The 14,048-nt window shown below is 59.0% G+C and carries 12 protein-coding genes; 5 read left to right on the forward strand and 7 right to left on the reverse strand.

Annotated elements, in window-relative coordinates:
• Positions 1-224 precede the first annotated feature (224 nt).
• The gene (locus tag KGA88_RS24645) at positions 225-2,549 is read right to left on the reverse strand and encodes a TonB-dependent receptor (RefSeq protein ID WP_110657163.1); all 2,325 of its coding nucleotides are present in this window, start codon (positions 2,547-2,549) and stop codon (positions 225-227) included.
• A 206-nt stretch (positions 2,550-2,755) separates the two neighbouring features.
• Here KGA88_RS24645 and KGA88_RS24650 point away from each other — a divergent pair, with 206 nt between their 5' ends.
• A complete protein-coding gene (locus KGA88_RS24650; RefSeq protein ID WP_223594792.1) occupies positions 2,756-3,436 on the forward strand; it encodes a Fe2+-dependent dioxygenase in 681 nt (226 codons plus the stop codon).
• Positions 3,437-4,228 carry a tetratricopeptide repeat protein gene (locus KGA88_RS24655; protein WP_110657159.1) on the forward strand — a complete coding sequence of 264 codons (792 nt, stop codon included), beginning with the start codon at positions 3,437-3,439 and terminating at the stop codon, positions 4,226-4,228. It begins immediately after the preceding gene.
• Between the two features lie 147 nt (positions 4,229-4,375).
• Here KGA88_RS24655 and KGA88_RS24660 read toward each other — a convergent pair whose 3' ends face one another.
• The 5 genes from KGA88_RS24660 to KGA88_RS24680 form a co-directional block, all read right to left on the reverse strand.
• Positions 4,376-5,539, reverse strand: a complete 1,164-nt coding sequence (locus KGA88_RS24660; RefSeq protein ID WP_110657157.1) for a type III PLP-dependent enzyme — start codon at positions 5,537-5,539, stop codon at positions 4,376-4,378.
• A 684-nt stretch (positions 5,540-6,223) separates the two neighbouring features.
• A complete protein-coding gene (locus tag KGA88_RS24665; RefSeq protein WP_223594794.1) occupies positions 6,224-7,381 on the reverse strand; it encodes a betaine/proline/choline family ABC transporter ATP-binding protein in 1,158 nt (385 codons plus the stop codon).
• On the reverse strand, positions 7,378-8,031 hold the full coding sequence (locus tag KGA88_RS24670) for an ABC transporter permease (RefSeq protein ID WP_223594796.1): 654 nt from the start codon (positions 8,029-8,031) through the stop codon (positions 7,378-7,380). The genes KGA88_RS24665 and KGA88_RS24670 overlap by 4 nt, the downstream gene beginning before the upstream one ends.
• A gap of 12 nt (positions 8,032-8,043) precedes the next feature.
• Complete coding sequence (locus KGA88_RS24675) at positions 8,044-8,937, reverse strand: glycine betaine ABC transporter substrate-binding protein (protein ID WP_223594798.1); 894 nt, start codon at positions 8,935-8,937, stop codon at positions 8,044-8,046.
• 20 nt (positions 8,938-8,957) lie between these two features.
• The gene (locus KGA88_RS24680; protein ID WP_110659996.1) at positions 8,958-9,674 is read right to left on the reverse strand and encodes an ABC transporter permease; all 717 of its coding nucleotides are present in this window, start codon (positions 9,672-9,674) and stop codon (positions 8,958-8,960) included.
• A gap of 440 nt (positions 9,675-10,114) precedes the next feature.
• Here KGA88_RS24680 and KGA88_RS24685 point away from each other — a divergent pair, with 440 nt between their 5' ends.
• The 3 genes from KGA88_RS24685 (at position 10,115) to KGA88_RS24695 (ending at position 13,544) form a co-directional block, all read left to right on the forward strand.
• Positions 10,115-11,698, forward strand: coding sequence for a peptide chain release factor 3 (locus KGA88_RS24685; protein ID WP_060541686.1), 1,584 nt, complete (start codon positions 10,115-10,117; stop codon positions 11,696-11,698).
• 206 nt (positions 11,699-11,904) lie between these two features.
• Entirely contained in the window at positions 11,905-13,140 is a 1,236-nt protein-coding gene (locus tag KGA88_RS24690; protein ID WP_110659995.1) for an MFS transporter, read from the forward strand.
• Positions 13,141-13,286: 146 nt separating this feature from the next.
• Positions 13,287-13,544 (forward strand): hypothetical protein, encoded by a 258-nt coding sequence (locus tag KGA88_RS24695; protein WP_110659994.1) that lies wholly within the window; start codon positions 13,287-13,289, stop codon positions 13,542-13,544.
• A gap of 172 nt (positions 13,545-13,716) precedes the next feature.
• Here KGA88_RS24695 and KGA88_RS24700 read toward each other — a convergent pair.
• Positions 13,717-14,048 (reverse strand): oligopeptide/dipeptide ABC transporter ATP-binding protein (locus KGA88_RS24700; protein ID WP_411740866.1); only part of this gene is annotated, 332 nt, incomplete at its 5' end.

Raw genomic sequence — 14,048 nt, forward strand, 5'->3', positions numbered from 1 at the left:
TGTTCGTTCAAATTTATTCATCACGGCGCGCATTATGCCGTGGGGTTGTCGAGAAGCATTCTTTTTTACGCACAAAGGCCCCGTTCTGTTGAGCGGGGCCTGGACTGTCGAGCGAACTTTATGTGGGAGCGGGCTTGCTCGCGAAGGCAGTGTGTCAGTCGACTTAAATGTCAACTGACGGACCGCCTTCGCGAGCAAGCCCGCTCCCACAGGTTCCGCATCTATCAGAAGTGGAAGTTGGTGCTCAGCAATGCGGTACGACCAGCCGCCTGGTTGGCGAAGTGAGTCGAGAACGCCTTGTCGTAGTAGGTTTCGTCGGTCAGGTTCTGCACGTTCAGTTGCAGGTCGACGTTTTTGCTCAGCTTGTAGGCTGCCATCGCGTCGTAACGAACGTAGGAATCAACCATGGTGGTGTTGGCAACACTGCCGAACACGTCATCGACATAGAACGCACCGCCACCGATGGTCAGCTTCGGCGTGACCTGGTAGGTCGTCCACAGGCTGGCACTGTTTTTCGGCGTGTTAGGCAGTTCGTTGCCGTTGTTGGCCTTGTTTGCCGGCAGGTCACCACCATCGACTTGCTCGCTGTCCATGTAGGCGTAACCGGCGAACACTTGCCATTTGTCGGTGAGCTTGCCGCTGGCCGACAGCTCGACACCTTGAACGCGGGTTTTGCCGACGTTTTCGTAGGTGGTGGTGTTGGTCTGCACACGAGCGTTGTCTTTCTCGGTGCGGAAGATGTCGGCGGTCAGGGACAGACGATCGTTCAGCAGGTCCCACTTGGTGCCGATTTCGTAGTTCTTGGTGGTTTCCGGCTCCATGTCGCTTTTCAGCAGGTTGCCGTTACGATCCGGTGTGCCGCCCAGCGGGTTGCCGTCCATGCCTTCACCCAGGGTGTTGCCCGGTGGCGTGGCGGACGTCGCGTAGGACGCATAGATGCTGCCGTTTTCCGCTGGTTTGTACACCACGCCGAACTGACCGGTGACGAATTCGCTGGTGTCATCGCCCTTGGACGTGGTCACGCTGGAACCGTTGAAAGTCTTGTAGTCGGTGTCGAAATGGTCGTAGCGCAGGCCCATGTTCACCAGCCACTGCTCGGACAACGTCAGGGTGTCGAACACATACAGTGCGTAGGTGTTGGCCTTGGTGTCGGTGCCGGCATAGTTGCGCGAGATGGCGCCGTTCCACGGATCATTCGGGTTCGGGTTGGACAGCGAGGTGCAGTTGTAGCCGCTAGGTGCGCCGATCAGTGCCGGCGAGCAGTTGGTGGTCGCTGCGGCTGTTCCCGGGGTGGTGTCCGTGTTGACGTTGTACGTGGACTTTTCGCTTTCCTCGTGGGTGTATTCGACACCGGTGGAAAAGCTGTTCTTGAACCCGGCGATGTAGACATCACCGAACAGGTCGGTCTGGTTGGTGGTGGTCTCGGTGTTGCTCACGCGGGTATTCGCGCGGCGCCACACGCTGCCATTGTTGACGTTGCCTTTGCTGTCGTCCGGCTGGGTCAGGATGTAATCCTGCATGCTGGTGCCGTGGCGCAGGGTGTTCTTGATGGTCAGTGCGTCGCTCAGGTCGTGCTCGATGGCGAAGGTCGCCGTATCGACGCGGGTCTTACGGAAGTCGCGGTCGGTCAGACCATAGAAATTGCTGCTGTCGCCGCCGTCATTCGGCTTGTCCGGGTTGGCCTTGGTACGCGCAGTCGAGCCTCCGGTCGGGATGGAGTAGGGAATGCCCGAATCCGGCGTGTCGTTGCTTTCGAGGTGGTAATAGTCAAGGTTGACGCGAGTGTCGGTGCCCAGGCCGAAAGCCAGGGACGGTGCCACACCCCAACGGTCGTAGTTGACGCTGTCACGCCCGGCGACGTTGCTTTCGTGGCTCAGCAAGTTCAGACGGCCAGCGGCGGTGTCGGTGAACTGGTAGTTGCCGTCGAAGGTATAACGCTGGGTCTGGTCGGAGCCCCAGGTGAAACCACCGTCGAGCGAATCGCCCAGGTGGGCTTTCTTGCTGACCAGGTTGATGCTGCCGCCGGCAGCGCCACGGCCGCCGATCGCGGAGTTCGGGCCTTTGCTGACTTCGATCGATTCAACGGCGAAGATCTCGCGGCTCTGGGAACCGGTATCGCGCACGCCGTCCAGGTAGGTGTCGCCCTGGGCGTCGAAGCCGCGGATGAACGGACGGTCGCCTTGCGGGTTACCGCCTTCACCGGCACCGAAGGTGATGCCAGGAACAGTGCGCAGCGCGTCCTGCAGGTTGAGCGAACCGGTGTCTTTCAAGACTTGTTGCGGAACCACGGTCACCGAGCGCGGCGTGTCGATCAGCGGCGCGGTGTACTTGGGCGAGGAGGCTTTCTCGACGTTGTAGGTCGTCTCGTCCTGAGCTTCGCCGGTGATGGCGGTGGCGCCCAGCGAAATCACATTGTCCGGTGCTTTTTCGTCGGTTTTTTCCGCCGCGAAAGCCATGTGGCCCGCGGAGCCGGCAGTAATCGCCATGCCGATGGCGGATGCGAGCAAACGTGGTGAACTGACCGGTACTTGTGGTTGTTGACGCGACATTTGAATTCCCCTCCCCAAGGATTTGAGGCGGCGGAATATAGGGTAAATACGTATTCGTAACAATTGCGAAACATTACTATTCGCACTGAATTTACATTCTTTACAATTTACCCTTACGGTTTTTGCTGACTCATTCGTCTGTTGGGTTTTACACGGGCAATAAGAATCAATACCATTGGCGTCCCTTTGTTTCCAGGTGTCTTGTCATGCTGCTGCACATTCCCGGCCTGTTCGGAAAAGATGAGGTGCAGCGCATTCGCGAGGCTCTGGAGCAAGCCGATTGGGCCGATGGCAAGATCACCGCCGGCTACCAGTCGGCCAAGGCCAAGCACAATCTGCAATTGCCTGAAGGGCATCCGCTGGCCAAGGAGATCGGCGCGGCGATGCTGGAGCGGCTATGGAAAAATCCACTGTTCATGTCGGCTGCGCTACCGCACAAGGTCTTTCCTCCGCTGGTGAACTGTTACACCGCCGGGGGCAGTTTCGACTTCCACATCGACAACGCAGTGCGTCAGCCCAAGGGCAGCGTCGAACGGGTACGCACGGATTTGTCCGCCACGCTGTTCTTCAGCGAGCCCGAGGATTACGACGGCGGCGAGCTGGAAATTCAGGATACCTTCGGCACCCAGCGGGTGAAATTGCCTGCCGGCGACATGCTGCTGTACCCCGGCACCAGCCTGCACAAGGTCAACGCGGTGACACGCGGAACGCGCCTCGCCTCGTTTTTCTGGACCCAAAGCCTGGTGCGCGAAGACAGCCAGCGCGCCCTGTTGTTCGAGATGGATGGGGCCATCCAGCAATTGACCCGCGATGTGCCCGATCATCCATCGCTGATCCGACTGACCGGCACCTATCACAACCTGCTGCGTCGCTGGGTCGAGGTGTAAGTGGCGGACTTCCGTTTGCGCCGCGAGGAAATGCTCGACGGCGAGCGCCTGCGCGCCATGCTCGACGAAAGCCCGGCGCGAGCGGCCCAGGCGATCCTGATCGCCGCGCGTGAAGGTGAAGTCGAGGCCCAGGCCTTGCTCGGGCAGATCCTGCTCGACGGCCAGGGTATCGCCCAGGATCAGCCACTGGCGTTGAGCTGGTTCGGCATCGCTGCCCGCCAAGGGCACTTGATGGCGCGCAACATGCTTGGTCGTTGTCATGAACATGGTTGGGGCTGTGTTGCTGATACTTCGATAGCGGCGCGGCATTATCGAGTGGCGGCGCAGGCCGGGCTGGATTGGGCGATGTACAACTACGCCAATCTGCTGGCGACCGGGCGCGGGGTAAACAAGGATCAGGCGTCGGCGTTCGGTTTCTATCAACGCGCGGCACACTTGGGCCATGCCAAATCGATGAACCTGCTGGGTCGATACCTGGAAGAAGGACGAGTGTGTCCCATGGATTTGCGCGCGGCTCGCGACTGGTACCGGCGTTCGGCCGAGGGAGGGGACTTTCGGGGGCAGTTCAGTTACGCCGCGGTATTGGCCCACACCGGCCATATCGACGAGGCGTTGGGCTGGCTGCGCAAGGCGCTGTCCGACGGCAACCCGAAATTTCTGCGAGTGGCGAGCCAGACGCTGGCCAGTGCAACGGATCCGCGGATTCAGGCTCTGGCGAGCGAGTACCTCCAGCGCGCCGCTCAACTGGAGCAGACACCTTCTGTAGGAGCTGGCTTGCCAGCGATGATCTAAAGAACACCGCATCCCGTCTGTAGAAACGCATTATCGTTAACCACCATCGCTGGCAAGCCAGCTCCTACAGGTGGAATGTGCAATTAAATTTCAGGCACAAAAAAGCCCATGACACGTCATGGGCTTTTTGTTTTTTGCGTGATGTATTTACACGTAGAACGACTTCAGCGGCGGGAAGCCATTGAACTCGACGGCGCTGTAGCTGGTGGTGTATGCGCCGGTCGACAGCCAGTACAGGCGATCACCGATGGCCAGGTTCAGCGGCAGGCCGTATTTGTAGTTTTCGTACATGATGTCGGCGCTGTCACAGGTTGGACCGGCGATGACCACTTCTTCCATCTCGCCTTTCTTTTCGGTCCAGATCGGGAACTTGATGGCTTCGTCCATGGTTTCGATCAGGCCGGAGAACTTGCCCACATCCGTGTACACCCAACGCTCGACCGCAGTGCGGGATTTGCGCGCGACCAGTACCACTTCACTGACCAGGATACCGGCGTTGGCGATCAACGAACGGCCTGGTTCCAGGATGATTTCCGGCAGATCGTCACCGAAGTCTTCCTTCAGGAAACGGATGATTTCCTCGGCGTAGGTTTCCAGGCTGTTGGTGCGGGTGATGTAGTTGGCCGGGAAGCCGCCACCCATGTTGATCAGCTTCAGGTGAATGCCGTCTTCTTCTTTCAGGCGCTCGAAGATCACTTTGACCTTGGCGATCGCCGCGTCCCAGACGCTGATGTCGCGCTGCTGCGAGCCGACGTGGAACGAGATGCCGTAAGGCACCAGGCCCAGGTCGCGAGCGAGGATCAACAGGTCCATGGCCATGTCGGTCTGGCAACCGAACTTGCGCGACAAAGGCCAGTCGGCGGTGGTCGAGCCTTCGGTCAGGATGCGCACGTAGACTTTCGAGCCCGGTGCAGCCTTGGCGATGTTGCGCAGGTCGGCTTCGGAGTCGGTGGCAAACAGGCGCACGCCCTTCTCGTAGAAGTAGCGGATGTCCTTGGACTTCTTGATGGTGTTGCCGTAGCTGATGTGGTCGGCGCTGACGCCGCGATCCAGCACTTTATCCAGCTCATAGATAGAGGCGATGTCGAAGCTCGAGCCTTTCTCCTTGAGCAGGTCGATGATTTCGACGGCCGGGTTGGCCTTGACCGCGTAGTAGACCTTGGCGAATTCGAAACCGGCGCGCAGGTCGTCATAGGCCTGGCTGATCATCGCGGTGTCGATCACCACGAACGGGGTTTCCTGCTTGTCGGCGAACGCCTTCATTTTCTGAAAGGTTTCGCGCGCGAAATAGTCTTCGACCTGGATCGACATACTTGGGACTCCTAGTGGCAAACATTAGTAATCAATGGGTGCAAATGAACGTCCTCCGTATCCCCACTTTGGTTCGCCTACTTCCCAAGGCATGTCGCCGAAAGCAAAAAGGCCATGGGAAGTGCCGCTTTCCCTTGGCCTTGCTGTCTCGTCGTCAGTACTTGAGCCGGATGGATCGTTTCCAGCATGGACGTTCGGCGCGAACTTTAGGGCGTGAGGGGCTTGAGATCAACAAAAAATGTCGCGTTTTTGCACTCTTCTGACGCGCGTCGCGGGCATCACTCTTTGTAACCGACTCAGATGACAGCCGGATGTTCCCGAAGAATTGCGAAGTGTTAAAAATACCTGCACGTTCGACGCTTTTGCGCGCTAACTCGCTAGAAAGTGCGATAGCGTCAACTTCGGCGACGTTGGCTGCGAGAAGGTCGGTTGAGGGGGATTTTGACTGTTGCACCACAGGTTTTCGAAGGCCGTGCTTGGCTGTGGGTGTTGATATTTTTTTCCGCTAAATCCGAGGCCCTAAAACCCGCTGAAAAATCAGCGGTTCAAAAAATAATGTGGCGAGGGAGCTTGCTCCCGCTGGACTGCGTAGCAGTCCTCTTCTTTTTTGAAAGAGGGGCCGCTTCGCGACCCAGCGGGAGCAAGCTCCCTCGCCACAGATTCAGTGTTTAAGTGTGCTTTTTTTTAAGCCACCACCGCCTCGGCCGGCGACACGATATTGGTCTTCATCCCGCGCGAACGACCTGAGCTTAAATAAGCAGCAATCGACTCCTGGGTCACCTCACCCAAAAACACCCGCTCGGCATCCATCACCGGCAACCACGCACGATTGAACTCGTACATGCGCGACAGCAGGATGCGCAGGTGCTCGTCGTACGCCGCCGTGGCGTTGAACTCGCGTTGGTACTGCGCGCAGGTGCCGGTCTGACGGTGCAGGTCGCGACGTCTTACATAACCCAAGGCTTTGTTCTCGGTACAGGTGACCACCACGTAGCGTCGGTCATGCTCATCCATCAACTCCAGCGCTTCGGCCACCGGGGTTTGCGGGCTGACGGAGGGCGCGTTGTCCGCCGCGTCTTCGGCTTTCACCAGCAACAGGCGTTTCAGCGTGCTGTCCTGGCCGACGAAGTTGCTGACAAACTCATCCGCCGGATGCGCGAGCAACGTGTCCGGGTGATCGATCTGCAACAGCTTGCCGGCGCGGAAGATCGCGATCTTGTCGCCGAGCTTGATCGCCTCGTCGATGTCATGGCTGACCATGATCACGGTCTTGTTCAGCGCCCGCTGCATTTCGAAGAATTCGTTCTGGATCATCTCGCGGTTGATCGGGTCGACCGCGCCGAACGGTTCGTCCATCAGCAGCAGCGGTGCATCCGCCGCCAGTGCGCGAATTACGCCGATCCGCTGCTGTTGGCCACCGGACAGTTCTCGTGGATAACGATGCAGGTATTGCTTGGGTTCAAGCTTGATCATGCTCATCAACTCGCGGGCGCGGTCGTGGCATTTCTGCTTGTCCCAGCCGAGGAGTTTCGGCACGACCACGATGTTCTCTTCGATGGTCATGTTCGGGAACAGGCCGATCTGCTGGATCACGTAGCCGATGTTGCGGCGCAGCGTCACTTCATCGAGGTCGGTGGTGTCTTCGCCGTTGATCAGGATCTTGCCCGAGGTGGGTTTGATCAGGCGGTTGATCATTTTCAGCGTGGTGCTTTTGCCGCAACCCGATGGCCCGAGAAACACACAGATTTCGCCTTCATTGACGGTCAGGCTTACCGAGTCCACGGCTTTCACATCTTTACCGTTGCTTTGGAAGGTCTTGCTGAGGTTTTGAAGTTCGATCATTTCAGGAGTCCTTTTGGAGTCAGCGAACGTTGCAGCACTTGCAGGATCAGGTCGGCGATGATTGCCAGCACACTGACCAGCACGGCACCGACGATCAGCATCGACATGTCGCTACGGCTGATGGAAGCGAGGATGAGTACGCCGAGGCCGCCAGCGCCAATGGTGGCGGCGATGGTCATGACGCCGATGTTCATGACCACGGCAGTGCGTACGCCAGCGAGGATCACCGGCACGGCGATGGGCAATTCGACCATGCGCAGGCGCTGGCCGAAGGTCATGCCGATGCCGCGTGCGGCTTCACGGATGCCTGGTTCGACGCTGGTCAGGGCCAGGTAGGTGTTACGCATGATCGGCAGCAGCGAATAGAGAAACACCGCCGTGATCGCCGGCATCGGCCCCAGGCCCTGGCCGAATTTTGAATAGAACGGCAGCAGCAGGCCGAACAGGGCAATCGACGGTACGGTCAGCAACACCGTGGCGCTGGCCTGCAACGGACCGGCGAGACTCGGGAAGCGGGTCATCAGGATGCCCAGCGGCACGCCGACCAGGATTGCCAGGGTCACGGCAATGCCGACCAAGGTGATGTGTTGCCACGTAAGGTGTAAGATCAATGGCCAGTCGAGATGGGAAAAGGCGTTCAAAAATTCCATGACTTTTCCTCCTTAATTGATCGGGTGTTGGCGCAGGAAATCGGCGGCAACGGCTGAAGGGCTCTGGTGATCGACATCGACCCGTGCGTTGAGCTCGCGCATGGTGTTGTCGTCGAACAGTTCAGCCAGCGGCTTGAGCTGTGCGGCCAGTTGCGGATGCGCATCGAGGTAGGCCTGACGCACCACGGGCGCTGCGGTGTAGTCGGGGAAGTAATGCTTGTCGTCTTCCAGCAGTTTCAACTTGAAAGCGTTGAGGCGGCCGTCAGTTGTGTAGACCAGGCCGGCAAACACCTGGCCGTTGCGCAGTGCCGTGTAGACCAGACCCGCATCCATCTGCCGGATGTTCTTGCGGGTCAGGTTCATGTCGTAGAGCTTGACCATGCCATCAAGGCCGTCCGAGCGGTTGGCGAACTCGGTGTCCAGCGCCACCAGGTTGTTGGTCTTGGCCTCCTTGCGCAGCACCCTGTTCAGTTCACTGATGGTGTTGATCTGCGGGTATTGGTCGGCGACGTTCTTCGGCAGGGCGAGGGCGTAGGTGTTGCTGAATTTCGACGGGGTGAGCCAGATCAGGCCTTTTTTCGCGTCGAGTTCTTTTACTCGTGCGTAGGACTGTTCGCTGTCGAGTTTTTCAGTGACATGGTTGTAGGCCACCAGCGAAACGCCGGTGTATTCCCAGAGCATGTCCAACTGACCACTTTCGTGGGCGCTGCGGGCCAGATTGCTGCCCAGGCCGCCGGTCACTTGTACGTCGTAACCCTTGGTGCGCAGGTACTGCGAAGTGATCTCCGCCAGCAGGGTCTGTTCGGTGAACACCCGGGCGCCGATGCGGATCAACGGTTTTTCCGCGGCCTGGGCAAATCCTGCGCACAGCAGGATGCAGCCTAGTAAAAAGCTTGATGTTTTCATGACGATTCCTTTGCCGGGGCTTAAGACGGGCGTAAGCCGCGTTCGAGCCAGAGGCGGCTGGCGAGTGTCACCAGGCCGTCGAGCAACAAGGCCAGCAACGCGGTGCACGCGGCACCGAGCAGCAATTGCGGCTGATTGTTCAGGGCAATGCCGGGGAATATCAGGCTGCCAAGGCTGTTGGCGCCAATAAGGAACGCCAGCGGAGCGGTCCCGACATTGATCGCCAACGCCACGCGCACGCCACCGATGATGATCGGCACTGCGTTGGGCAATTCGACTTTCCACAGCACCTGGCGCGGGGTCATGCCGATGCCGACGGCGGCTTCCTTGAGCGAGCCTTGAACGTTTTTCAGGCCTTCGTAGGTGTTGCGCACGATGGGCAGTAGCGAGGCGAGGAACAGGGCGAAGATGGCGGGGCCGCTGCCGATGCCGAGGATGCCGAGGGCGATGGCCAGGACGGCGAGGGGCGGGACGGTGTTGCCGATATTGAAGAACTGCATGAAGCGCTCGGCACGGCCGATCATGTTCGGGCGGCTGAGGAGGATGCCGGCAGGAATGCCCACGACAAGGGCGGCCAGCATGGAAGCGAGGACGAGAATCAGATGAGCTTGCAGGTAAAACAACAAATCGTCGCGGTAGTGTTCGATCGTGTTAATGCCGATCCAGTTGATCAGCAGGGCCAGAAGGGCGAATACCAGCGCGCCTCCTATCAGCCCTTTGCCATAGTGGATAGCCACAGGCGGACTCCTTTTTTCAGTCGGCGAACGCTTTTTCGTGTGGCAAGGCCATTCCTGGCTGCCGAAAAAGTGATCGCGATAAGCAGCTCATGCCGAGCGCGTTTCCCTGTAGGAGCGAGCTTGCTCGCGATGGTCGTCAACGATAACGCTGGGTACCTGAATGTACGCATTGTCTGGACGTTTTTCGCGAGCAGGCTCGCTCCTACAGGGGGTACGCACACGGCTTGTTGAGCCATGAGCACAGCCTCGTCAGGCCGAATTGCAGGTGTTTCAGGCCCTCGACGAGTGGTCGTAACGGGGGAGTGGACGTCTCCGTGCTTTAAAAGGTTCCCATCTGAAGCAGCATTTGGCCACCCCTAATGTGCTCAACGGTTCGGTTCTTCGATCAACTTGGGCTATAATCTGCGCCCTTTTTTGAATCACCTGCCAGGCGATTTCCCATGACCAAACAGGCCGCCGAAGTCGCGAAACGCCGCACTTTCGCCATTATTTCCCACCCCGATGCCGGTAAGACCACCATCACCGAGAAGCTCTTGCTGATGGGCAAGGCGATTGCGGTAGCCGGTACGGTGAAATCTCGTAAGTCCGACCGCCATGCCACCTCCGACTGGATGGAAATGGAAAAGCAGCGTGGTATCTCCATTACCACGTCGGTCATGCAGTTCCCGTATCGCGAACACATGATCAACCTGCTCGACACCCCGGGCCACGAAGACTTCTCCGAAGATACCTACCGCACCCTGACGGCAGTGGACTCGGCGTTGATGGTTCTCGACGGCGGTAAAGGTGTAGAGCCTCGGACCATCGCCCTGATGGACGTCTGCCGTCTGCGTGACACGCCGATCGTCAGCTTCATCAACAAACTCGACCGTGACATTCGCGACCCGATCGAACTGCTCGACGAAATCGAAGCCGTCCTCAAGATCAAGGCGGCGCCGATCACCTGGCCGATTGGTTGCTACCGTGATTTCAAGGGCGTGTATCACCTCGCCGATGACTACATCATCGTGTACACCGCCGGTCACGGCCACGAGCGCACCGAAACCAAGATCATCGAGAAGCTCGATTCCGATGAAGCCCGCGCCCACCTGGGTGACGAGTACGAGCGCTTCATCGAGCAGCTGGAACTGGTGCAGGGCGCCTGCCACGAGTTCAACCAGCAGGAGTTCCTCGACGGTCAACTGACCCCGGTGTTCTTCGGTACCGCACTGGGCAACTTCGGTGTCGACCACGTACTCGACGCCGTCGTTGATTGGGCGCCGCGCCCACTGGCGCGCGTGGCCAACGAGCGTACCGTGGAGCCGGTGGAAGAGAAGTTCTCGGGCTTCATCTTCAAGATCCAGGCGAACATGGACCCGAAACACCGCGACCGCATCGCCTTCATGCGTATCTGCTCCGGCAAGTACGAAAAAGGCATGAAGATGCGCCACGTGCGCACCGGCAAGGACGTGCGGATCGGCGACGCGCTGACCTTCTTCTCTTCTGAGCGTGAGCAATTGGAAGAAGCGTTTGCCGGCGACATCATCGGCCTGCACAACCACGGCACCATCCAGATCGGCGACACCTTCAGCGAAGGCGAAGTCCTGGGCTTCACCGGCATCCCGCACTTCGCTCCGGAACTGTTCCGTCGCGTACGCCTGAAAGACCCGCTGAAATCCAAGCAACTGCGGCAAGGTCTGCAGCAGCTGGCCGAAGAGGGCGCGACCCAGGTGTTCTTCCCGGAGCGCAGCAACGACATCATCCTCGGCGCCGTCGGTGTGCTGCAGTTCGATGTGGTCGCCAGCCGCTTGAAAGAGGAATACAAGGTCGAGTGCTCCTACGAGCCGATCACCGTTTATTCCGCGCGCTGGATCGAATGCAGCGACAAGAAGAAGCTTGAGGAATTTTCCAACAAGGCCGTGGAAAACCTGGCACTGGACGGCGGTGGTCACCTGACCTACCTCGCGCCTACGCGGGTCAACCTGGCGTTGATGGAAGAGCGCTGGCCGGACGTGAAATTCCGTGCGACCCGCGAGCATCACTAAGCGCTGAGTGGCGACACCCGAAAGCCCACTGTGAAAACAGTGGGCTTTTTTTGTGGATTGATTTTGCGCTGGAGACGATTGCGTAGGTCTTTTCCTGCGTATTTGTAGCTCGTCTCCGCTTTTGCCCTATGGGGAGATTTGCCCGCGACAAGTCAGTCGTTGGCATTTAGTGTTCAAGGCACCTTTCGCAAACAGCGGCCATTTTGATGATCAAGGGAATGACGCATCTGCTGAGGCTGGACGGCTATTTCAGCGTTATGGCCTGGGTGCTCGCGGCGCTGCTGTTCATCAATCGACTGAGCAGCATGGTCAAGTTGTTCATGGCGTTGTACCTGCGTCAGGAGCTGGGGCTGGCCATTGAAACCGTTGGCTGGCTGTTGTCGGCGTATGGCGCCGGATTGCTGATCGGTTCGATGCTTGGCGGGTTGCTCAGCGACCATGTGCGCACGGCGCGACTGACCGCAGCGCTGTTCTTCATTTCAGTATGGGGGCTGATCCTGTTGGGGCTGGTTACGCAGGTGCCGCTGCTGGCCGGATTGCTGGTGCTCAGCGGGGCCGTCGACGGGGCGATCCGTACGCTGCATCAACGGTTGATCATGGAGTATTGCGAGGTTGCGCAGCGTTCCCGGGCACAAGCCTTGAGCCGGGTAGCCCGGAACCTCGGAATGGCCGCTGCCGGGGTGGCGGGCGGCGTTTTGGCGCAGACCGATTTTCGCTGGGTGTTCTTCGCCAGCGCGGCCATGACCCTGCTGGCCTTGCTCTGGTTTGTCCGCACGACATGGCGCCGACCGGTGCTGATCCCGGACGAGAAACCTGACAGCGGCTCAGGCTCAAGCGTGCCCTATCGCGACAAACCATTCCTCTGGTTATTGGCGGCGACGGCCTTGCTCGGGATGGCATTCGACACGGTCTACAGCACGCTGGGTAACTATCTGCGTGATTACTATCGCCTGGGCACCGAAGCCATCGGCTGGCAGTTCGCATTGAACGCCGTATTGGTGGTGTCGTTACAGATTCCATTGACACATTGGGGCGAACGCTGGGGTACGCGCCGCCAACTGGTGGCGGGCAGTCTGTTGCTGGCCTGTGGGCTCGGTATGTTGCCGTTGGGTTCCGGGCTGTTCTACGCCTGCCTGTCGACAGTGGTCTGGACATTGGGCGAGGCACTGTTCGTGCCGCCACTGAATATGCTGGTCATGCAGCACGCGCAAAGTGGAAAAAGCGGACAGTACTTTGGCGTGTTTTTTATGAGCTGGAGTGCGAGTGCTCTGTTGTCGCCGGTGCTTGGCGGTCAGTTGTATGGTCACTTTGGCGGGCACAGTGTGTGGCTGGTCAGTGCGGCGTTGGCGCTATTGTCCATACCGCTGATTTATCAGGCCACCCGCTCTCGCGCTCCAGACCAAATTGAAGGACAACCCCGCCGAACTGTTTCGCTTAGCTGATCCGGCTATTGGATTTATTCGAAACCAGTCTTTCTGCCGAAGGCATTTCTACTCGCTCATTAGCGTCCAATCTGGAGAACCCGGCTGATCGCAACTAGATTTGACTCAGCGCCAGACAGGCACTCTACGAAAGGAAGGAATCGGCTATGAACAGGTTGTTTCGCGTTTTACTGTTGTTGAAGGTGTTGGTAATGCTTTCGCTCGGGACGTCGACGGCGTGGGCCGAGTGTATCGATCACGGGGAGCAGGCTTCGAGCGGGCAAGCGGGATACGCGGGGTTGATGCTCGCCAAATCCGAATCGGAACCGGGAGATCAGGGGCAGGGTGGGGCTGACAACGGCGATGATTCGACCACCGATGAGCCGGACTCCGATGATGAGGATGAGGGCGATAGCCAGACGTGAGCCGCCGATAAAACAAAACCCCCTCTACCAGACCGATGCGCAATCGAAGTAGAAGGGGTTGGGTTAACAACGCTTAACCTGTGGGAGCGGGCTTGCTCGCGAAGGCGATCTGTCAGTCGACATTGATGTTGACTGGAATGACGCTTTCGCGAGCAAGCCCGCTCCCACATTCTTACGCCGCGCCGTCGAGGAATTGCTCGGCGTGGTGGCAAGCCACCTGGCGGCTGTCGAGCAGGCGCAGGGCCGGTTCTTCAGTGCTGCAACGCTCGGTGGCGTATGGGCAGCGCTTGTGGAAGGCGCAGCCGGGTGGCGGGTTCAGCGGGTTGGGCAACTCGCCGACGATCTTGATTTTCGGTTTGTTCGGGTCCGGGTGAATGGTCGGCGTGGCCGACAACAGCGCCTGGGTGTAAGGGTGCAGAGGGCGTTCGTAGATGGCGTTCTTCGGGCCCATTTCCACCGGGCGACCGAGGTACATCACCATCACGTCATCGGCAACGTGCTGCA

The sequence above is a fragment of the Pseudomonas sp. A-R-19 genome, assembly GCF_019956575.1.
Classification (GTDB): Bacteria; Pseudomonadota; Gammaproteobacteria; order Pseudomonadales; family Pseudomonadaceae; genus Aquipseudomonas.